Below are 18,862 nucleotides of genomic sequence, written 5' to 3' on the forward strand. Positions count from 1 at the left end.
CGCCTTACAGCGAGCCCTTCTGAGCCCGCTCTCCGCATGCGCCCAGCCGGAACCAAAATGCGAAGCCGAGCCCGAGGACTCCCAGCAGCCATTCGCTGAGTACGCGAGGCGATGGGCCGAAATTGCCGCTACGGTCCACTTTGGCCCGTGGGGCTACGAGCCTACGTTGTTCAAGGAACCAATCGGGCACGGCTGACGGAATGGAACGCGCCATAACGGCAGGTTGCAATCGCCTCAGCGTCGGACTGTGAAGCGGCCTGTGCGAAGGCAACCGACCAACGGCCGCAGACATCGCGATAACGGATCGAATAGGTGAACATGTCAATCTCCTATGACATCCACGATTCGGGGCTTGGCAACCTTCGTCGAGTCGCCCGGACGAAAGGTGATTGAGCAATCTGGTCAGTGTTCTTCTTATGTATCGCGTAGAAGACGCTGGTCGTTACCGCCGACACCGGATCGTCTGGGCGCAGTTGGACCCAATCTCTTGGGCTTCTGCTCATCGCGACCGCGAAATCAAATCGCGAAGTCCATGGAATCAAGGTAGATGGACGATCAAAGAAAAACCATTGTACGAATGGTCATTGCAGTCCTCCGTGGGCATGACGCGCTCATACTTCTGGATACATCGAGGTGTCCACCTCGCATGCTTCATTCGCGACGCGCTTCGCTGACCTGTCGGTGCGATAGCCGGGCCGGAACAATGCTTGCTATTCACGCAGATCAACGCAAGGAGCGTGACATGGCCGAACAGCACAAACCCGGCGAGAAGGTCCGGACGTCTCGCATCTACAAGGTGGTGAAAGAAGGCGACGGCGGCTCCGGTTTCGAGGTGACATGGGCGCCGGCCGCGGCGGCATGCCACTGGCCATGCTCGCGCATTCTCAGGGAAGGGCACCTATTATGAAAAAGCCGCCCATAACACGGTCAATACTTGCCGCTTCGGTGGTTTTGCTCGCGGGCTGTGCCGCTGGCGGCATGCCGTACACCGGGCCGCATCTCACTCCAACAGAGTGCCGGGACCTGGCGGCGCTCAAGACAAACGCGCCCCCGACGATGGCGCAACACCATAGCGAACTTGCCGCCCTGAGGAAAGCGGGCTACGACCCGTCACCGTGGTATGACGATCCCTACTACCCGGACGATCTGCAAGCGGCGCAGCGCCTGGTCGACTATTGGTTCCAGACGGAGTGCCAGAACCTTTAATCCGGCTGAGACAAAGCAGGTGGAAGCCGTCATGCAAGAACGGGTTCACCCGCCGGCAATAGTGATCATTGCGGTGGGCAGTCAGGACCCGCCGTAGAGCGCGTTCAAGCGATCGAGCGTGCCGTCCTTCTGCGCGCGCTGCAATTCCTGACGGACATCCGCGCGAGTCTTGCCAACGGGTGCTCCGCTCATGCTACCGCCCGCGGGCGTGCCGCCGACTGCCCCCGACGCCATGGCTGCGTTGCTGTCGGTTGCCGTATTCGCTGTGTTGGCGTCGTCGCCTGCATAGGCCAGCGTGGTGCATAACGCCAATGCCGCAATAGGGATCAAAGTCAGAGTTTTCATCACATCCTCCAGCATGCTGTATGACATGCCCGGCGCCAATCGAATCATGCAATTGGCGCCGGGATTTCGTGCCGCTTCGAAAGGCATCGAAGGTTCTTTCAAGCACTCGGCACGCCTTGTAGAACCAGGCCAGAGTTTTCTTTATTCCCGAGTTCCCGAGTGATCTCCTTTTTTACCCCGAGGGCTCTGGGATAGGACCCGACATCCAACCTGGATCTGGTTTCGTTCCCTGCAATTTATTTCTTTTAGTGTTTATGAAGTTCTGCCGGATGTTCTGGTGGGAACGGTATTGATATTTTTTGACATCTCTAAGTAGAACGTCGGCGGAGTGCACGCAAGCCAGCTCGAGGGTCTGTCTGAATGAACGAGTGCCAGGTTCCACGGCCCCTTCATGGGCCAACACAGTGCAGAATTCAGAACTACAGCGCTAAAAGTGGATAGCATCCCGGTTGGCCCGAATGCGACGATGGATCCGGATTAGGGTTTATACGAATCCAATCGTTGTCGATTTGCGATCGCATCGCGCGTCGTGGGGATGAGAGCCGATCATCATCTGGCTTCGGCGCCACTTTACTCACAGCGCAGACGGAGATGTTAATGACTCAAGTGAAAGTTGCCGGGTTTAGTGTCTCGCTTGATGGCTTTGCCGCGGGAACCGCTCAAAGTTTGGATCACCCGCTTGGCGTGCGGGGCGAGGAAATCTTTCAGTGGTTTTTCCCAACGCGGACTTTTCGTCAAATGCAGGGAAAAGAGGGCGGCGACACTGGCCCTGATGACCGATTCGCCCGACGCGCGATGGAAGGTTTCGGTGCCTTCATCCTCGGTCGCAACATGTTCGGACCTGTTCGCGGCGAGTGGCCGGACGACCAATGGAAAGGCTGGTGGGGTGACAATCCACCGTATCATGCGCCGACCTTCGTACTCACGCATCATCCACGACCGCCAATCGAGATGCTAGGCGGAACGACGTTTTATTTTGTTTCTGACGGCATCGAGGATGCGCTGGAAAAAGCGCGCAAAGCGGCGGGCGGAAAGGACGTAAAGATTGGCGGCGGTGTGGAGACGGTGAAGCAATATGTCAAGGGCGGCCACGTCGATGAGATTCACCTCGCCATTGCGCCAATTGCGCTTGGCGCGGGGGAATCGCTGTTTAGCGGCGTAGACCTGCGCGCCCTCGGATACCGGACAGTCGAGCATGTACCGACGGATCGGGCAACGCACATTGTCCTCGCGAAGTAGCGTTGGCGACCGATTGGCTGTGGCGCTCCCCAGGCTGGAGAGCCATTTCTGTAAGCCGTGGACAGCGTCTTGCGGATTTGCAAAATATGGCAGCGATATTTGGTCTGATTCCGATGTTATGCAAGCCACACTGTGCGGCGCCCGTTCCCGATCGCATCGCAGCGGGATAGCGAGACGCTAATCGCCTAACCTTTAAAACCAACGGTCGTCGCCCTTCGCGCGCCGCTACTTTGCCATGGTGCACATCTTCTTCGCTGCTTCCATTCAACGGCATATTGCAACGCCCGAGCGCGAGATCGAGGCGCGCACGCTGCGGGACGCATTTGAGGCCGTCTTCGCCGACCAGCCTCGACTGCGCGGGTACATCCTCGATGACCAGGGCTCACTGCGGCAGCATCTCGCCGTGTTTGTCGACGGCCGGAGGGTGCGTGACCGACAACATCTGGCCGAGCCTCTCGGCGAGGGAAGCCGGATATACGTCGTACAGGCGCTGTCGGGCGGATAAAAAGATTGCATGGGCCTGGACTGTGAAGTGCGCCGGGCCACCACTGAAGTGCTGACTCGAGTCGACAGGAGACGCGCGAGATGAGCGATCAATTGTTTGTTGCAACCCGAAAGGGGCTGTTCGTTTTGCAAGCCGACGGCAACGGCGGCTGGACGCTGGGTGAGCCGTGTTTCGTCGGCGAGCCTGTGAGCATGGTTTTGCCGGATGCGCGCGATGGATCGCTGTATGCCGCGCTCAATCTCGGGCACTTCGGCGTGAAGCTGCATCGCCGGCGCGCGGGTGCCACGCAGTGGGAAGAGTGCGCGGTGCCCGTCTATCCGCCACAGCCTGCCGAGGAGACGCTCGCCGGTGACGGCGGCGACGCGACTACGAATGGGCAAGCGGATACCCGCGGGGAGAATGCCGCCGCGCCCCGCCCGCCGGCCCCGCCCTGGACGCTTCAGCAGATCTGGTCGCTCGAAACCGGCGGCCCGGACGAGCCGGGCGTCGTGTGGGCCGGCACGATTCCCGGCGGGCTTTTCCGTTCCGACAATGGCGGCGACAGCTGGGTGCTCAACCGCGCACTGTGGGATCGCCCGGAGCGGTCCGAATGGTTCGGAGGAGGCTACGACGCGCCGGGCATCCATTCCATCATGGTCGATCCGCGAGACAGCCGGCACGTGACGATTGGCGTGTCGTGCGGCGGCGTCTGGCAAACCCATGACGGCGGTGCCACGTGGCGCGTCACCGCCGCGGGCATGCAGGCCGACTACATGCCGCCGGAGCACAGTGGCGACGCCAACGTGCAAGACCCACACCGCGTCGTGCAATGCCCGGCAAACCCGGATGTGCTGTGGACGCAGCATCACTGCGCGATCTTCCGCTCAACCGATGGTGCGGCGCATTGGCAGCGCGTCGAAGCGCAGCCATCGAGCTTCGGCTTCGCGGTTGCCGTGCATCCGCGCGACCCGGACACTGCGTGGTTCGTGCCCGCCGTCAAAGACCAGTGCCGCATTCCGGTGGACGGCCAGCTCGTCGTCACGCGCACACGCGACGGTGGCCGCACCTTCGAGCGTCTCTCGAACGGGTTGCCGCCCGCACCGGCGTACGACCTCGTGTATCGGCACGGGCTCGCGGTGGATGAGTCCGGCACGCGCCTCGCGATGGGGTCCACTACTGGCGCACTATGGACGTCCGACGACGGCGGCGAAAGCTGGCAATTGCTTTCAGCGCATTTGCCGCCGGTGTACTGTGTCCGGTTTGGATGAGGCCAGCTTGCCGGGCAAGACGGCCGGTAGAGCGGCGAAATCAAAACGAAGCGTAGTCGATGAAGGCGCGCCGCTCGCGCCCGCAATCGCGCAGAATCTTCGCATCCGGGCTGCGCGAGCAGACGCTGTCGTATCGTCTGTCACGGTGTTCCAAGACCTCGAACGGCCTGTCTGCTACCCCTTCAGCACGAGGGACGCTTGCGGGAATTGATAGCACATGAACTCGACAAAAGCGCGAACCTTCGGCGAAGGTAGACGCCGCGAGGTATGCAAGACCCAGAGCGCTGGTTCAACGCATGAGACCGCGCCCCACTGAACGAGCGCCCCCCGACTAAGCTCGTCCCACGCGATGGACTGTTGAAGCAGGTCCGTAGTGCTGCGGGTGCTTGTCACTTAATATGCGACTGCTGGCATTCCGTTTCGAACCAATGGTCGACCTGGCGCTGCGCCGCGTGCAGATTCGCCGGGTAGTGGGGGTCGTCGTGCCATGGTGATGGGTTGTAGCCCGCTTTCCTCAGGGCCGAAAGCTCGCTGTGACGTTGCGACTTGGTTCGAGGCGCGTTGCTTCTCATCTCGGCCAGGTCACGGCACTCCGTTGGGCTCAGATGTTGCCCGCTTTGTGGGGTGCCGGCGACGGCATATCCAGTGAGCAGGAGCGCCAACGCAGCAAGCGTCGAGCAGTTTCTCGTGAGGTTTTTCATAGTGGATCTCCACGCGTCCGATTGGCGCAAGCGAGCGGTGCGATACCGCCGGTCGCGCGTGACTTCCGGGTTTATTTTGTTTTAGTCCAGTCACCGGAAGAAGGCCACTGCGCAAAGAGAAAAAAGTTAGGGCCAGCGCCTCGAATGACCATCGCACTGTCCTCCGGGTCCAAACGAAAGGCGCGGGTGGACCAGTCCGGATTGCCCACCTGAGTTGCGTGACATCCTTGCAATGTAGACGAGTAGATCGTCAGAGCTGGACCAAGGCGCTTGCCAGGTTCCTCGCCTTGCACTGGGCGCAGATCGTCGGGCTTCGTCGCCGAGCACACGTGGTTCATGAAGTGAGGCGCAGGCTCAACTCGGGTTGCCCCACAGATCGTCGATCGCGCGGATCGCCAGCAAATATCCGTTCGCGCCAGCTCCGCAGATCACCGCAGTGGCCGCCACCGAGATCGTCGAGTGCCGATATTCTTCGGAACGTCGGTGGATATTGGTGATGTGCAATTCCACTACAGGTCGGCGGATGAGCTTGACTGCGTCGAGCACCGGAATTCGACCGAACGAAAAGCCGGCCGGATTGATGATCAGCGCCGCGTCCTGCAGGAACGCTTCCTGAATCCAGTCGATCAGCTCGCTTTCGCTGTTGGTCTGACGGAACACGCAGTCGAACTTGAGCGCCTCGGCCAGCGTCAGGCAGTTCTCTTCGATCTCCCTGAGCGTAGTGGCGCCGTAAAGGTGAGGTTCGCGTGCGCCCAGCATATTCAGGTTGGAGCCATTGAGGATGTAGAGTTTGCGAGTCATGGTTTCAATGTGTAGAAGAGCGTTCCAGGGACGTGCCTTGGGTTTCCCGAGATATTGAAATCATCAGGAACGAGATCAGGTTCAGCGAGCCGCAAACCGCTACGATGGCCCACGGGGAACCGTTAAAGGCATTGAGCAGCGCCACGGCGACGATCGGCATCGGGCCGCCGGTGAGCAGGTTGGCTCCCGAGTACGACAGTGCGGACCCCGTGTAGCGCGCCTCGGTCGGAAAGGACTCGGCGAACCAGACCGGCTGGATGCCACTCTGGAACTGTGTGAAGCCGAGGAACGCGCCCATCACAGCCATCGTCATGGCGATCGAGTTCTGGTTGAGAATCGGGAAGTAGATCAGGCAGCAGATCAGCGTGCAGAACGAGCCGATCATCAACGCACGTTTGCGTCCGATCCGATCGCTCAGATAGCCGCCCGCCAACGCCCCCACGATGGCACAGACATTGGCAACCATGAGCAGCATGAAACCGGTCTGCTTGGGTACGCCGAGGTGTTTCGTCAGGTAGCTGAGCGAGAAAACCACGATCAGATAAAACAGCGCGGCCGGGCCACAGAAGAACAGAGTCAGGCGAAGCGCGGTACGCCAGTGGTATTTGAAGACGGTGCCGAGAGGATTGGCGACACGTGCGGGAGCGCCAGTCTGCTTGAGCGCCTCGAAGGCCGGCGTCTCGCTAACCTTCCTGCGGATATAGATGCCCAGCAGCACCAGGACAAAGCTTGCGAGGAACGGGACTCGCCATCCCCAGGAATCGAAGTCGTCCGACGAAAGCAATGCGGCCAGCGTAAACAGCGAGAAATTGGCGAGAATCTGGCTAAGTGGCGAGCAAATGCCGAGCAGGCCCGAATACCACCCGCGTCGGTTAGCGGACGCATGTTCCACCGCCATCAGTTGCGCCCCTGTCGATTCGCCGCCAAGCGCGAAACCCTGAACGATGCGCAGCGATACCAGCAATGTCGGCGCGAGGATGCCAACCTGCTGGTAAGTGGGCAGCAGCCCCATCAGGAACGATGACGCGCCCATCACCGACACGGTGATCAGCATCAGTTTGCGGCGTCCCCAACGGTCGCCGAGCATCCCGCAGATCACCGCGCCGAGCGGACGGGCGGCCAGCCCGGCCCAGAAGCTGGCCAGCGACGCGAGCAGCGAGGCGGTCGGGTCCAGCGATGGGAAAAACATCCTTGGAAAGATGGTGGCCGCGACCACGCCATACAACGCGAAGTCGAACCATTCGAGCGCTGTACCGACGGTTGCGCCTGCCACTGCCCGACGCGCCATCAAATGAGCCTGGGCAGAGCGTTGTTCCGCGGCAAGATCGGAATGAGTAAAAAACGACATGACGTCTCCTGAATTCTCGATATGTTGAAACGTTCGTTTCTGGCGACGAACAAATGCTATTGTTTGCGCTGCAAAGAGGGGTCGTTCCGTACCGGAACTGCATTTCACATTATGAAGTTGGCGGGAAATGTCGCTCAAAAACGGTCTGAGAATTCTCGATCTGCTGGCGTCGCAAGGCGAAGGCGTAGGTCTCGTTGCCATTGCCGATGCCTTGTCGTTGCCGCGCAGCACCTGCCACCGCCTGCTCGCTGAACTCGTTGAAAGCGGGTACGTCAGGCAACTGGTCGATCACAGCAGGTACATCCTGACAATGCGGATGACGTCTAACGGACTCGAGTTTCTGAGCCTGACGGGGATCGCAGATATCGCCCAGCCGATCATCGAACGCGTCGCCGCACAGAGCGGCGAACTGGCGCGGCTGTCGCTGGTGGACGGCGAAGCGATTATCTGGGTGGGTAAGGCGGACGGGCATCGCATAGGCTTCCGCTACGACCCTGACATGGGCCACGCCGCGCGACTTTCATGCACGTCGACCGGACACGCGTGGCTCATGACGATGACCGACGAACAGGCGATCGAACTGGTTCTGAAGCAGGGCTTCGGACCGCCAAATGAGTTCGGACCCAATGCGCCGACGACAATCAAAGCGCTGCTGGGATTCCTGCACGCTGCTCGGATACGGGGTTATGCGATGATCGACGAGGTGTTTGCGCCGCGCATGTCAGCCGTGGCGGTGCCCGTGGTAAGTGGTTCGCGCTGCGTCGGCGTTATCAGTCTGGCCGGTCCGCGGGTGCGGCTGACTGCCGAGAAGATTCACGAGTACTCGGTACTGCTGCGCGAGGCAGCGAATGAGCTGGCTCAGTTGAGCAATATGGCGGGATTCCCCAGTCGGCCACCCCTCGGTAAAGGATGAGGACGGAAAGGGCTCATGCCCTCGGGACGGAGGACCTGTCCGCTTCGACCGAAGTGTTTCTGCATCGTCTCTGCTTGCGCGGTTTATCGGGTTTATGCAGGGTTAGGTCCCGTGCTTCGGTCCGCGTCCGGCGTTCAGATCGAGAGAACCTGATCACCGGCGTAAAGGCTCCGCTGAAATGTCGCCCGTTGACCGGACTACAATGGATGCTAGCCAAAAGACGAATGCGACCAGCCATGCATCTTCATTCGATTCATCGAGCGCGGAAACAAACCGCCCGGCCCGTCTGGATTGCCGTGTGCGTCGCGCTCCTTCTGTCGCCGTCGGCCCTGCTTGCCCAGAACGAAAAGCCGGGTATTGCCTTTTCCACGATCGAGCCGGGCGCTCCACTGCCGGCGGGTTGGCAAAACCTGCCGGTCGCGCGCGGCAAGTCCATGACGCAATACACGCTCGTTCGCGACGGGCACGTCACTGTCCTGCAGGCGGACGCGAACCGCTCTGCTTCTGCGCTGATGCACGAGGGCAATATCGACCTCGTCCGCACACCCGTCGTGGCATGGCGCTGGGAAGCAGAAAAGCCCATCGAAGGCGCCGACAATCGCGTCGGATCGAAGGAAGACGCGCCAGCGCGACTAGTGTTCTTATTCGACGGCGACAAAAGCAAGCTATCGTTTGTCGACCGGGCCAAGATGGATCTGGCAAAGAACCTGAGTGGCAAAGAGTTGCCCTATGCCACGCTGATGTATATCTGGTCGACTACCGCCGCGCCGGGCACCGTCATTGCCAACCCTCACACGAACCGCGTACAGATGATCGTAGTCTCCGGTCTGCCCGGCGACGCGGGTCAGTGGCAAAGCATGCGCCGCAATATCGTGCATGACTACGAACGGGTCTTTCACGAACCGCCAGGACGAATCACCGGCTACGGGCTGCTGACCGATACCGACAATACCGGCACTACGACACGCGCATGGTACGGAGACGTCGAGTTCCTGCCCGGGCCTTGACAACTGAAGCCGCCGGACTAACTGATAAGCGGTAGGTCGCTGAAAGTCCGAAAGCTACTCGATGCGGCCTCTGTCGGCAGGGAGACACCGGTTTCATGAATGAAAGCGGCAAGCAAAGACTGCCTTAGGACGAAGCCGCTCGACGGGTCTCTGCATTACCCGGCCCCAAGAGCTTGCTGCCCACCCACCCGACAACGATAGGAGTGGCGATCATCGCCCGATGAACGGCATTGATGCGTTGAAACGAACGGGTTCGCACCGTTTCAACGCGCCCGAGCCTTTACCTGGAAAGCCATGGATAGCGCTTGATATCAGCGTCCTCGTAGTCGGGGTCAAGGTAAATGAAGCAGCGCTGGATCTTGAAGTCCCGAATTTCGAATACATCGCACCAGCGCCCCGCATGGGTCACGCCCGCGCGCCATTCGACGCCGCCCTTGCTCGTGCCGTAGCTGGTGCCCTCGACGACCACTGTGTCACCCTGCTGGATCACGTTGAGATAAGCGAGGTCGTGCTTGAACTTCAAAACGATCGATCCAAGATCAGCAAATAGCTGCTCGAACGACGCGCGGCCCGTCGCGATGCCCCATTTCGGGAAGAAAACTTCGGCGTTGTCGTCGAAGAGATCGAAGAACGGTGCGCCGCGGTCGAGCCGACGCAGATATTCGAGCGCTATCGTCTTGCGTTGTTCATCGGTCATTGTGGTGGTGTCCATGTCTTGCCTCATGAGTGAATGGCGGAAGTGCTGTTCAGTGCAGCGTGCGCAGATAGGCGATGATCTTCTGGCGCCGAGCCTCGTCGCCCTCGAAGTACGTCATCGCATTGCCGGGCGCCACCGTCTGCGTATCGGTAAGCCAGGCGTCGAGCAACTTGCCGTCCCAAACCTTGCCCGGCGCGGCGGCCTTCATCGCCGCCGAATACCTGAAACCCGGCTCGGAGGCCAGCGGCCTGCCGAAGATGCCGAACAGGTTCGGCCCCTGTCCGCTCGGCTCGTCCTTGCCGAACGTGTGGCACACGGCGCAATTGCTGGTCGTGAGCTTCTTGCCGAGCGCGACAGCGTCCTGCGCGTCCTGGGCGTGGCCCGTGCCGCTTGCCAGCGTCAGCACGGCAGCAAGCATCGTCGATAGGTTGTGAATGCGATTCATGTTCTGGCTCCTGTCATGTGCGTGAAGCGGGCTCTGCATGCGCCGCGTTTGCTGCGCGATACGCGAATGCAAGGATGGGTCCGAGCGTGCCGCCGCCTGCCCAATACGCGCGCGCCGAGGCGGAGGCCACGCAATTGCCGACACCAAACAGCCCCTTGATAGGCGCGTCGGCCACGTCGAGCACCTGGCCGTGCGAATTGGTCTTCGGTCCGCCCTTGGTGTCGAGGTTGCCAGCGACGATCAGCGCGGCATAGTACGGACCCTTGGCGCTGATCGGGTACATCGTTTCGTTTTTCTGGTCGGCCTTCTTTTTGATTGGACCGTTGAACAGCTTTTCGACGATGCGCTCGCCGCGATGGAAATCGCCATCTATTCCGGTCCTGGCGAAGCCGTTGAAGCGCTTGATGGTCGCATCGAGGTCGTGCAGGAAGTTGTCGCTCAGATCGAGGCCACCGAGCGCGCTCCTGTACTTCGCGAGCCGTTCGCGAATCGCATCCGCAAGCTCCGGCAGCGTATTGCCGCGCATCACGTGGCGGTCGTTCGAGCCGGCCGCCACGATCAGGCTGCCGTAATCGTCGCTCGCGCAGTGGTCCTGCGCCTGCTGATCCCAGATCGAGATGAGTGCGAGATTCGGATACTCGCCCTTCGCGCCGTCCCATTGCGAGAACGTCGCGCAGACCTCGTTGTAGGCGAGCTTCTCGTTGACGACCCGCCTGCCGTATTTGTTGACATAGACCATTGAATCGCCGGTCGGGGTGAAAATGCCCGAGAGCGAACCGTCCTTTGCGAGCGCCTTGTCGAGCGAGATCGGCGCCATCCACGAATAGTTCATGTTGCGCAATTGCACGTCGAGAGCGCTCGAGATGCGTACGAAATCGCCTTCGTTTGTCGGCGCCGCGCAACCGCCGTAGACTGCGCCATGCAGGAAGTTCTTGCGCAGTTCCGGGTCATGCGTGAAGCCGCCGGTCGCGAACACCACGGCCTTTTTTGCGCGGGCGCGAAAAAGCGTGCCTTCCTCGGTCTGCGCCTCGACACCGATCACCGCACCGTTTGCATCGACCAGCACCTTCTGCACGCGATAGCCCGTGCGGATATCGATGCCGTCGCGTCGGGCCGCCGCGCTCATCGTGCGGATCGCGACGCGCCCGCCGTCCGACATGCTCGGCAGGCCGTCCTTTGGAAACAGCACGCGGCCGCGGGGCGCCTTGTCTTCGGGCAGTTCGGCCCAATAGTCGGGCACCGACGCCTCATGGCGGTACGGCAGTGCGCCCTTGCTCGCCAGCAGTTCGGCAGCGGGCGACGCGCTGTCGTAGATCGCCTCACACATGTCGTACTCCCAGTCCGAGAGGCCGAGCTTCGGCAGCAACGGATCGTATTGCTCTGGCCGCGACAAGCGCGCGACGTAGCGCAGATAGTCCGCCTTCGGATCGGCCATGCCGGCGCGCCGCATCGGCTCGTTGTTCGGCACCCAGTACCAGAACGCGGCTTTCGCGGCCGTGCCGCCGACGCTGCCGGCCTTCTCCAGGATCGCGATACGGTTGCCGAGCCAGCGCGAGAAGAGCGCGCACGGCAGCCCGCCGCCTCCGCCGCCGCACACGACGATGTCATATTCGGCATCGAATTTCAGCTGGTCAGCGGCCTTCGCGGACAGCGTGACAGCGCCGAAAGCCGCGGCGGCGGAGCCAACGCCCGCAGCCTTGATAAAGTTGCGCCGCGACGCTGCGGGTGGTCTGTTCTCGTCAGTCATGTTCGTCTCCAGGTTTTTCGTTGTCGATCAATGCGTGAGGCGGGCGCTCACCAGTAGTGCCACGCCTGAAGCAGGATTGCGTTGGTCAGCGTGGTGTTGCGGCCCGACACCGAGTGCTGGTATTGAATGGAAAGCTGGTCGTACATCTTCTGGTGCAGGAATGGCAGGCTGTTCGGCTTGAACTGGAACAGCACGCCCGCGCCCACCGTCGTCTCGCGGTTCGAGGTATTGGGTGCCGCGATGCCAAGCGTCTGATTGAAGGTGCCACCGCTCGTCTGGTAGTCAAACCCGATGAACGGGATTGCAAACGGGTTGTCGGGCGGTGCGATGCTGTAGCCCACACGCAGGTTCAGATGAAACGTGTCGCCGGGGCTCAGATCGTCATGGCCCGAGCGCAGCGTGCGTCCGCGCAGAATGCCGCCGACCAGCAGATCCACGTTCACGTGCCCGTACCAGTCGTCATAAAAGACCGAAGGCCAGAACGACCATGTATTGGTCGAAACGCTGTTCTGTCCGATCGGTACCTGCGCGTAGGCCTGAAGGCCAAGCGTCGTCGCGGGCGCCGGGTTGTACCAGACGAGTCCGCCGATTAGCGGATCGCCGATACCGCTCGCGGAAAACTGCGATCCCTGCGTGCGGATCGCGGGCACGGTGATGCTCGCGTTGAAGCCGACATGCGGCAACGACGGCAGCTTCCAGTAGTGGATGAACGTTGACAGCCCAACGAAGGTGTTCGTGCCCGGACCGGCTGTCTGGTTACCCTGCGAATCGAACGCTCGGTTGTCGCGATTCCATTCGATGTTCTGCCCGAACGAATCATATGTACCTTCGAAATCCGAGCTGAATTGCCAGGTCTGAGGGCGGTCGGTGGCGAACGGAATGCCTGAAGCGTGCACCGAGGCCGCCGGCAGCAGGGTGCAGGTTGTGCCGAGCAAGGCGAGCATCATCGCTTCGCGCCGCCGGCGTAATCGATGCCGCAAGGGCCGGATGCTGCTTCGCGTCTGCTGTATTCCCATCGTCGTCTCCGTGTTTTGGTGTCGTGTGCCGCTTGGGCATGGAGCGCACAGTACGGTGACGCAATAGGCGGGTCTTTCACGTTTCGCGGTTTACAGATTCCTGCCCCGCGGCGGACATCAGGGTGATTACCAATGCGAATTTCGCGAATGCCGCGTTCGCGAACTGCGACCAATCGAAGGCGTCATGGCCGCGGCTCGCGCGTTTATACTTGCGACAAAAGTGGCATCTGAACGACATCGAAGCGCGGAAAACGCGCCATCGAGGCAATGGGAGACGACGATGAGCGGAACTGCCCCGCTATCCGCCAACGCGCGGATCGAGCGATTCAGCGCGGTAGCCGGCGCGCCCGGACTCGAATACTGCATTTCCGGTGCGCAGCCCTATACGCTCGAATTGCATAACCCGTCCGATATGATCTGCCTGCTGCTCGGCACGATCGTTGCGCAGACGCGTTACGAAGACGGTCCGATACTCCCGCTCACGTTCCGGGCGGAGACGGCCGCGTTCCATCCGCGCGGCGGCAGCATGCACATCGACGCGCAGCGCGTTGAGCGCGGGTTCATCGCGTTTCGTTATCCTGACGCGTTCCAGCGCCGCATCGGCGAACGGGATGCGGACGCACTGCGTCGCACGGGTAACCGCAGCAACGTCGGTGCCGATGCGATCCGGCATCTGGTGCGCTACGCGCGCCTGAAGATGCCTCTGGAACGCTCTCTGCCGGTCGATCCCTGGGAAATCCAGTGCCTCGCAACGCTCACATGGATCGAGACGACACGCCATCTGGAAAACACTGCCGACAAGCGCAAGCCAGGACTCTCCGACGCCGAGTTTTCCCGTCTCGAACACTTCGTGGCGGACAACATCGAGCACAGTCTGAGTTGCCCGGATATCGCGGCAGCGCTCGATTTGCCGGTTCGCGTGGTGTTCGACGGCGTGAAGGCTCGTACCGGGTATTCACTGTATCGATTCGTGCTGGAAAAGCGCATCAGCGCTGCCGCCGAGATGCTACGCACAACTGACGCGCCGCTTTGTGAAGTCGCCGCGGCTTGCGGATTTTCTTCGCAACAGCACATGACAGCTCTCTTCTCCGAGCGGATCGGTACAACACCATTGCGTTTCAGAAAGAATGCGCTGTAGCCGTGTGTCGTTTTATAGACGCTCGGCGCGGCAAGTTGATTTACTCGAATCCTTGCCGCGCTGAAACCTGGAAAAGCGATGCTTCGCGAGTCGCCCGTGTGATGTCGGAAAACGATTCTGGGCGGCCTACGCTTCGTGGACTATTCTTTTGCCTGCAGGTAGGTGCTGCTCTTCCACTAACTACCTTTCGGTGCTGATCGGGCTTGGCAAAGCGCCACTGTTTCGAGGCAGGAAGAGCATTGATGTACGGAACCAACGGCGCTGCCCTCAATCGTTGGAGATCGTGCTATGAACGGCAAAACGCTCTTGCCAGCATACTGCTGCTCGTTGAATTATTCTGCTTTGCGTCGCTTGCATTGTCTCAGTCATCTCCCCCAACGTCCGACACTGCAAAACAAACCGAAGCGCTGGTCGACAAAGCTGCCGCGTTATTTGACAGCAAGGGCAGGGGCGCGTTTTCCGAGTTCAAAACTAAAGGCAGCGAGTGGTTCCATGGGGATACTTATCTGTTCGTTTACGACCTGCATGCAAATGTCTTGCTGAATCCGGCCTTTCCAGCCCGAGAAGGGACGAACGTCCACGGCCCGAAAGATACCAACGGCAAGCTGTTTCATGACGCCATGATCAAGACGGCCAAAACAGCAGGGTCGGGCTGGGTCGACTACATGTTTCTAAGCGGGCATGACCCATACTCCATTCGGCCCGAAGTCGTAGCTTGGACCGAAACTGGCCGGCATTCCCATCTGCGCCGTGGTCAGGCCTTGCGCAAATCCCACTGTGGCACCCTGGGTCAGACTTACAACCGCGACGCTGGTGCCGGTGGTCTGGGTGTCCCAGAAAACGTCGTTCAGAACATCTCCTGGCCCGACGTTTTGGGCCGCGACGCCACCGCCACCTGCTGGCGCCTGAAGATGACCTGTAGCGAAAGACTGTTCGATAAAGCTGAACAGGTTTTGACCGATGAGCGCGCCGACAGCGCCTTGTTGAGCGGTGACAGCGCCCGTTGCATAGGACTGGGAAATCAATGCGCTGGCTTGACCGACCAGACCGCCCGCTCCGCCGCCGTTCGCCGCTACGTTCCCCGTCGCGAACGACTGCCGGATATTGCCCTCGTCTGCACCTATGAGCCCACCGGTATAGGCGGACAGCGTACTGACATCGGCGCTGCTCGATGAGCGGTATGTCAAGCCTCGGGAGTCCCCTATCAAACCGCCGGCATGTACGCTGATCCCGGCGACCGGAAGGCTGATCACGCCGCTGCTGTGAACCGAGGCAACGATGCCGCTACTGGTCCCCGCGAGAATGCCGTAGTCGCCAAGGGTCGCGGGGCCAGCGATGATCCCCTGAACGTTCAGATCGCGCACGATGCCCGTTGCCCCGATAGCGGAAAAAAGACCTCCCGGCGGTGCGAAGTCGGAAGCGGATGCGTTGATCGAGAGATTCGACAGGGTATGTCCCAGCCCGTCGAACTGTCCGTTGAAGAAGCTATACGATAGAAAGTTGGACGGAAAACCCCCTATTGGCGCATTGAACGTTCCAGGTGGCGGCGCGGCATTCACGTCCCGCCCAAGCGCGTAGTTGCCCGCGAGATCGAGGTTGATATTGTTCAGATCGGTGAGCGAGTTGACGAGCTTATAGGGCGTGTACTGGCTGACAGGGCCGCCAAACGCAGAAGCTGCCCAAGCCGGGTTCAGCATCACAATCCCGGGACTGTTGCCGCCATTCATATCGAAGAACGAACTCACCAAACCTGTGCTGCCGGACCAGTCGATCGCGCCCTGGTTCGACACGCTGCCCTGATTATCGATGCCTGCGGCGTCCGCTCTCAGGCTCAGATTGCCGCTGCCGACATTGCGAATCGTTGTCTGCGGACCGATGGCCACGTGGCGAAAAGCGACGAGAGCCAGCGACGCGGGACCTTGCCAGTCGAGGTTCGACAGGACGGTCATGTCACCGCTTGCGCCGTTTGTGCCGGTCGCGGTGGCGTTGATGAATGTGCCGGCGTTCAGGCTGCGCACGAAAGCGCCGGCGACCGCGCTGTCGATCGTGAAGTTTGGCGTCGATACATTCCACAGTCCCGCCTGGACCGATGCGTCGTTCTTGAGCGTGAGCGTGTTCGCAAGCGTATCGACGGTCCCGCCGCTGCCGTCCGCATTCGTCGCCGTCATCGTGCCTTGTTGGGTGACGTGACCATTGCCGGCCACGAGCCAGATGTGGCCGTCGCGCATGGCCGTGCCGGTCGCGCGGATCCGCGAGCCGCTGCCGGCAAGCGCATAGATATTGCCGTCCGCCGCTTCGAGGTTGATTTGCGCGGCCTGCGTGGTGCCGCGATCGACCACGGTGCCTTTACTGCTTATCTGCACGAATACCTGCCTGCTGCTCGACGATTCGTACAACACGACTTGCTGCCCCGTGACGTATTCGGCCGTGCCGTCCGGTGCGCTCACGGAGCCTGCATTCACCACGACATCATGTGCGATAAGAAAAACATCGCCACCGCTCGAGCTGATCTTGCCGAGATTCACCACCTTCCCATTCGATGATCCCGCGAGCGTGAGCGTCCCGCCAGTGATGAATGCGCAATTCGGTATGTCGAGCGTTGAAGCCACGAATCGTCCGCCCGTGGCAATCACGCCGCTCGGACCGACCAGGACGCCTTGCGGGTTGACCAGATACACACTGCCTGTTGCATTCAGGCTCCCGAAAATCGCCGAACGCGAGCCGCCCGTCACGCGATTGAGCGTGGCGCCCGAATCGTTGTCGAACGTGACAGTGTTTGCCTTGCCGATCGAGAAGCTATTCCAGTCGATCACGCCGCGAGTCGAAGCGGGCTGCGTGACAACGAGCCCGGCGCCTCCGCTAGCGATGGTTCCCGCGCCGGCAACGTAGTGACCGCCTTGCGGGAGGACGCCGCCCGCAACCGCCGCGTGCGCCAATGAAAGTCCAGCGAGAGGGATAACTATCAGGGGTGCGATGCGCCTGGACGACCGCCGGCGAGAAGGCGCGATTCGTATCGGATCACTTAATGACGAGGGTGACATATGTCCTCCTTGCGCGGAGGTTAGATGCCAACGGCCCGCAATCCTGCCGGAGTCGCGTGAACCGTAGCGCTAACCCGCAGATAGAATCGTAGTCACCTTATCGGGGTAGTGCCAGCAACTCTAACGGCGCCGTCCAAACGGTGCTGCTACGCTTTTTGAGCGTGGACTGGATTTGTATCCGTGCGCGTCGCGATGGGTTCAAGCCAGCCATCTATATTGGGCTACATCGTTTGCCGTGCGGTCACACACTATTCGTTCCAAAAGTCTCTTTTCTTTCGGCGGAGCAACCTTCATGCAAAAAAAGTGGTTTTTGGCGCTAACCGGAACAGCAATGCTTCTGGGAGCCTGCGCGCACCTTCCTCGTCGCGGGCCGGTCGGCAATCGTGACGTTCCACAGCCCGCCAGATCAGTCGATCTGAGCAAATATATGGGCCGTTGGTATGAGCAGTTCCGCTATGAAGCCTGGTTTGAAAAGAACATGGACGAAGTCACAGCAGACTATTCGCTCAACGCGGACGGGACGGTCAAGGTTGTCAACCGCGGTCGACATTCCGGTGATTCTGGCGGGTTCAAACAATCGGTCGGAAAAGCAAAGATCTCGGATTCGGCTACGAATGCGAAACTGAAGGTCTCTTTCTTCGGTCCATTTTACGGAGACTACTGGATCCTGGATCACGATGATGACTATGATTGGTCGATCGTGGGCGAGCCATCGGGTCGTTACCTGTGGGTGCTGACGCGGACCGCACACCCTTCGCCAGAAATTCTTGACGGTCTGAAGGCCCGCGTACAAGCGCTCGGATACGATGGGTCGCTTATCAGAGTGACAACGCAGTGACGCCGGTCATGCGACGCGAGTGGCGGGCTTTCTGCAGGTGTAGATCGTGTCGGCTACATCCAGCGCGCCCGCGACTTCGCCCCTTGGCGAGTCGATATCCACAGCGATAGCCCGCACGCGTGGATCGGCGAGCGCGGCCCATGCACGTCATGCTAACGGTCGACGACAGGCTTGACCGCACATCAGGTACGGGTGGCGATGGCAGATGACGCGACATCAAGCGCCGCGATTCCGCCTGCGGGCGCAGCGTAACGCGTCGCGCAGGGCCGCAGCGGTGCCCGCTTGGGTGTCGCGCATGGTGAGGGAAGACGGGGAGCGTTTAACAGCAAAAAGCCGCATTGCGGGCTTCATGCTGCGGAGAAGCCAAGACAAAACCGCGGCGTCCGCTTTACCCGGGCGGATTCAACCGATCGATGCAATAGTTTGGTGGAATCGTTCGGCGGGTGTTTCGTAGTCCAGTGTCTTTCGCGGACGCTCATTCAATCGTCTTGCCACAGCGTTAAGATTGGCCTGTGAATACACTGACAGGTCAGTGCCCTTCGGGAAATACTGTCTTAACAGTCCATTCGTATTTTCGTTCGAGCCGCGCTGCCATGGATGCTGGGGGTCGCAGAAGTAGACCTGGATA

Annotated in this window: 20 protein-coding genes and 1 pseudogene; 10 read left to right on the plus strand and 11 right to left on the minus strand. The window is 60.6% G+C overall.

Translation table 11 applies throughout. The features are described 5' to 3' along the window. Nucleotides 1-170: 170 nt before the first annotated feature. Complete coding sequence (locus tag ABQJ48_RS29985) at nt 171-320, minus strand: hypothetical protein (protein ID WP_367841578.1); 150 nt, start codon at nt 318-320, stop codon at nt 171-173. A gap of 422 nt (nt 321-742) precedes the next feature. Here ABQJ48_RS29985 and ABQJ48_RS29990 point away from each other — a divergent pair, with 422 nt between their 5' ends. Further along, nucleotides 743-907, plus strand: coding sequence for a hypothetical protein (locus tag ABQJ48_RS29990; RefSeq protein ID WP_367841579.1), 165 nt, complete (start codon nt 743-745; stop codon nt 905-907). After that, nucleotides 904-1,206, plus strand: a complete 303-nt coding sequence (locus tag ABQJ48_RS29995) for a DUF4148 domain-containing protein (protein ID WP_367841580.1) — start codon at nt 904-906, stop codon at nt 1,204-1,206. Before ABQJ48_RS29990 ends, ABQJ48_RS29995 begins: the two co-directional genes overlap by 4 nt. 81 nt (nt 1,207-1,287) lie before the next feature. On the opposite strand, the gene ABQJ48_RS30000 is transcribed toward ABQJ48_RS29995, so the two are convergent. Further along, the gene (locus ABQJ48_RS30000) at nt 1,288-1,551 is read right to left on the minus strand and encodes a DUF4148 domain-containing protein (protein ID WP_367841581.1); all 264 of its coding nucleotides are present in this window, start codon (nt 1,549-1,551) and stop codon (nt 1,288-1,290) included. Nucleotides 1,552-2,148: 597 nt separating this feature from the next. Here ABQJ48_RS30000 and ABQJ48_RS30005 point away from each other — a divergent pair. The 3 genes from ABQJ48_RS30005 to ABQJ48_RS30015 all read left to right on the plus strand — a co-directional run bounded on the left by ABQJ48_RS30005 (nt 2,149) and on the right by ABQJ48_RS30015 (nt 4,542). Beyond that, a complete protein-coding gene (locus tag ABQJ48_RS30005; RefSeq protein WP_367841582.1) occupies nt 2,149-2,790 on the plus strand; it encodes a dihydrofolate reductase family protein in 642 nt (213 codons plus the stop codon). A 235-nt stretch (nt 2,791-3,025) separates the two neighbouring features. After that, complete coding sequence (locus ABQJ48_RS30010; RefSeq protein WP_367841583.1) at nt 3,026-3,295, plus strand: MoaD/ThiS family protein; 270 nt, start codon at nt 3,026-3,028, stop codon at nt 3,293-3,295. 80 nt (nt 3,296-3,375) lie between these two features. Continuing rightward, nucleotides 3,376-4,542 (plus strand): WD40/YVTN/BNR-like repeat-containing protein, encoded by a 1,167-nt coding sequence (locus ABQJ48_RS30015; protein ID WP_367841584.1) that lies wholly within the window; start codon nt 3,376-3,378, stop codon nt 4,540-4,542. Nucleotides 4,543-4,931: 389 nt separating this feature from the next. On the opposite strand, the gene ABQJ48_RS30025 is transcribed toward ABQJ48_RS30015, so the two are convergent. From ABQJ48_RS30025 to ABQJ48_RS30035, 3 genes are all read right to left on the minus strand, one after another. Beyond that, a complete protein-coding gene (locus tag ABQJ48_RS30025) occupies nt 4,932-5,243 on the minus strand; it encodes a DUF4148 domain-containing protein (protein ID WP_367841585.1) in 312 nt (103 codons plus the stop codon). A 354-nt stretch (nt 5,244-5,597) separates the two neighbouring features. Further along, entirely contained in the window at nt 5,598-6,044 is a 447-nt protein-coding gene (locus tag ABQJ48_RS30030; RefSeq protein ID WP_367841586.1) for a type II 3-dehydroquinate dehydratase, read from the minus strand. 4 nt (nt 6,045-6,048) lie between these two features. Next, nucleotides 6,049-7,332 (minus strand): MFS transporter, encoded by a 1,284-nt coding sequence (locus tag ABQJ48_RS30035; protein WP_367841601.1) that lies wholly within the window; start codon nt 7,330-7,332, stop codon nt 6,049-6,051. Between the two features lie 187 nt (nt 7,333-7,519). Here ABQJ48_RS30035 and ABQJ48_RS30040 point away from each other — a divergent pair, with 187 nt between their 5' ends. Then, nucleotides 7,520-8,305 carry an IclR family transcriptional regulator gene (locus ABQJ48_RS30040; RefSeq protein ID WP_367841587.1) on the plus strand — a complete coding sequence of 262 codons (786 nt, stop codon included), beginning with the start codon at nt 7,520-7,522 and terminating at the stop codon, nt 8,303-8,305. 236 nt (nt 8,306-8,541) lie between these two features. Continuing rightward, nucleotides 8,542-9,312: a DUF3047 domain-containing protein gene (locus ABQJ48_RS30045; RefSeq protein WP_367841602.1), complete on the plus strand. Its 771-nt coding sequence runs from the start codon at nt 8,542-8,544 to the stop codon at nt 9,310-9,312. 280 nt (nt 9,313-9,592) lie between these two features. Here ABQJ48_RS30045 and ABQJ48_RS30050 read toward each other — a convergent pair whose 3' ends face one another. Genes ABQJ48_RS30050 through ABQJ48_RS30065 form a run of 4 tightly spaced genes read right to left on the minus strand, consistent with a single transcriptional unit; the run spans nt 9,593 to nt 13,148 of the window. Next, nucleotides 9,593-10,024 (minus strand): nuclear transport factor 2 family protein, encoded by a 432-nt coding sequence (locus tag ABQJ48_RS30050; RefSeq protein ID WP_367841588.1) that lies wholly within the window; start codon nt 10,022-10,024, stop codon nt 9,593-9,595. Nucleotides 10,025-10,058: 34 nt separating this feature from the next. Then, a complete protein-coding gene (locus tag ABQJ48_RS30055; RefSeq protein WP_367841589.1) occupies nt 10,059-10,454 on the minus strand; it encodes a c-type cytochrome in 396 nt (131 codons plus the stop codon). Nucleotides 10,455-10,467: 13 nt separating this feature from the next. Continuing rightward, a complete protein-coding gene (locus ABQJ48_RS30060) occupies nt 10,468-12,201 on the minus strand; it encodes an FAD-dependent oxidoreductase (protein WP_367841590.1) in 1,734 nt (577 codons plus the stop codon). Nucleotides 12,202-12,248: 47 nt separating this feature from the next. Continuing rightward, nucleotides 12,249-13,148 (minus strand): transporter, encoded by a 900-nt coding sequence (locus tag ABQJ48_RS30065; protein WP_367841591.1) that lies wholly within the window; start codon nt 13,146-13,148, stop codon nt 12,249-12,251. Between the two features lie 766 nt (nt 13,149-13,914). Here ABQJ48_RS30065 and ABQJ48_RS37910 point away from each other — a divergent pair. Together ABQJ48_RS37910 and ABQJ48_RS30075 are read left to right on the plus strand one after the other, a co-directional pair. Then, nucleotides 13,915-14,355 (plus strand): helix-turn-helix domain-containing protein, encoded by a 441-nt coding sequence (locus ABQJ48_RS37910; protein WP_473094209.1) that lies wholly within the window; start codon nt 13,915-13,917, stop codon nt 14,353-14,355. Between the two features lie 242 nt (nt 14,356-14,597). Then, nucleotides 14,598-14,981: pseudogene (locus ABQJ48_RS30075) on the plus strand (cache domain-containing protein); the annotation flags it as partial. 45 nt (nt 14,982-15,026) lie between these two features. Here ABQJ48_RS30075 and ABQJ48_RS30080 read toward each other — a convergent pair. After that, nucleotides 15,027-17,396 (minus strand): two-partner secretion domain-containing protein, encoded by a 2,370-nt coding sequence (locus tag ABQJ48_RS30080; RefSeq protein WP_367841593.1) that lies wholly within the window; start codon nt 17,394-17,396, stop codon nt 15,027-15,029. A gap of 292 nt (nt 17,397-17,688) precedes the next feature. On the opposite strand from ABQJ48_RS30080, the gene ABQJ48_RS30085 reads away from it, so the two are divergent. Beyond that, nucleotides 17,689-18,234 carry a lipocalin family protein gene (locus ABQJ48_RS30085; RefSeq protein ID WP_367841594.1) on the plus strand — a complete coding sequence of 182 codons (546 nt, stop codon included), beginning with the start codon at nt 17,689-17,691 and terminating at the stop codon, nt 18,232-18,234. 402 nt (nt 18,235-18,636) lie between these two features. Here ABQJ48_RS30085 and ABQJ48_RS30090 read toward each other — a convergent pair. Continuing rightward, a partial coding sequence (locus ABQJ48_RS30090; RefSeq protein WP_367841595.1) for an IS30 family transposase occupies nt 18,637-18,862 on the minus strand: 226 nt, incomplete at its 5' end.

Source organism: Paraburkholderia suaedae (assembly GCF_040812055.1).
GTDB lineage: Bacteria > Pseudomonadota > Gammaproteobacteria > Burkholderiales > Burkholderiaceae > Paraburkholderia.

Excerpts from the sequence above, each read along its gene's own strand:
- ABQJ48_RS30040 (WP_367841587.1), top strand. The coding sequence starts at position 7,520 with ATGTCGCTCAAAAACGGTCTGAGAATTCTCGATCTGCTGGCGTCGCAA.
- ABQJ48_RS30050 (WP_367841588.1), bottom strand. The coding sequence starts at position 10,024 with ATGGACACCACCACAATGACCGATGAACAACGCAAGACGATAGCGCTC.
- ABQJ48_RS37910 (WP_473094209.1), top strand. The coding sequence starts at position 13,915 with ATGCCTCTGGAACGCTCTCTGCCGGTCGATCCCTGGGAAATCCAGTGC.
- ABQJ48_RS30000 (WP_367841581.1), bottom strand. The coding sequence starts at position 1,551 with ATGAAAACTCTGACTTTGATCCCTATTGCGGCATTGGCGTTATGCACC.
- ABQJ48_RS30065 (WP_367841591.1), bottom strand. The coding sequence starts at position 13,148 with ATGATGCTCGCCTTGCTCGGCACAACCTGCACCCTGCTGCCGGCGGCC.
- ABQJ48_RS30035 (WP_367841601.1), bottom strand. The coding sequence starts at position 7,332 with ATGGCGCGTCGGGCAGTGGCAGGCGCAACCGTCGGTACAGCGCTCGAA.
- ABQJ48_RS30055 (WP_367841589.1), bottom strand. The coding sequence starts at position 10,454 with ATGAATCGCATTCACAACCTATCGACGATGCTTGCTGCCGTGCTGACG.
- ABQJ48_RS30045 (WP_367841602.1), top strand. The coding sequence starts at position 8,542 with ATGCATCTTCATTCGATTCATCGAGCGCGGAAACAAACCGCCCGGCCC.
- ABQJ48_RS30030 (WP_367841586.1), bottom strand. The coding sequence starts at position 6,044 with ATGACTCGCAAACTCTACATCCTCAATGGCTCCAACCTGAATATGCTG.
- ABQJ48_RS30025 (WP_367841585.1), bottom strand. The coding sequence starts at position 5,243 with ATGAAAAACCTCACGAGAAACTGCTCGACGCTTGCTGCGTTGGCGCTC.
- ABQJ48_RS29985 (WP_367841578.1), bottom strand. The coding sequence starts at position 320 with ATGTTCACCTATTCGATCCGTTATCGCGATGTCTGCGGCCGTTGGTCG.
- ABQJ48_RS30015 (WP_367841584.1), top strand. The coding sequence starts at position 3,376 with ATGAGCGATCAATTGTTTGTTGCAACCCGAAAGGGGCTGTTCGTTTTG.
- ABQJ48_RS29995 (WP_367841580.1), top strand. The coding sequence starts at position 904 with ATGAAAAAGCCGCCCATAACACGGTCAATACTTGCCGCTTCGGTGGTT.
- ABQJ48_RS30005 (WP_367841582.1), top strand. The coding sequence starts at position 2,149 with ATGACTCAAGTGAAAGTTGCCGGGTTTAGTGTCTCGCTTGATGGCTTT.
- ABQJ48_RS30080 (WP_367841593.1), bottom strand. The coding sequence starts at position 17,396 with ATGTCACCCTCGTCATTAAGTGATCCGATACGAATCGCGCCTTCTCGC.
- ABQJ48_RS30085 (WP_367841594.1), top strand. The coding sequence starts at position 17,689 with ATGCAAAAAAAGTGGTTTTTGGCGCTAACCGGAACAGCAATGCTTCTG.
- ABQJ48_RS30060 (WP_367841590.1), bottom strand. The coding sequence starts at position 12,201 with ATGACTGACGAGAACAGACCACCCGCAGCGTCGCGGCGCAACTTTATC.
- ABQJ48_RS30010 (WP_367841583.1), top strand. The coding sequence starts at position 3,026 with ATGGTGCACATCTTCTTCGCTGCTTCCATTCAACGGCATATTGCAACG.
- ABQJ48_RS29990 (WP_367841579.1), top strand. The coding sequence starts at position 743 with ATGGCCGAACAGCACAAACCCGGCGAGAAGGTCCGGACGTCTCGCATC.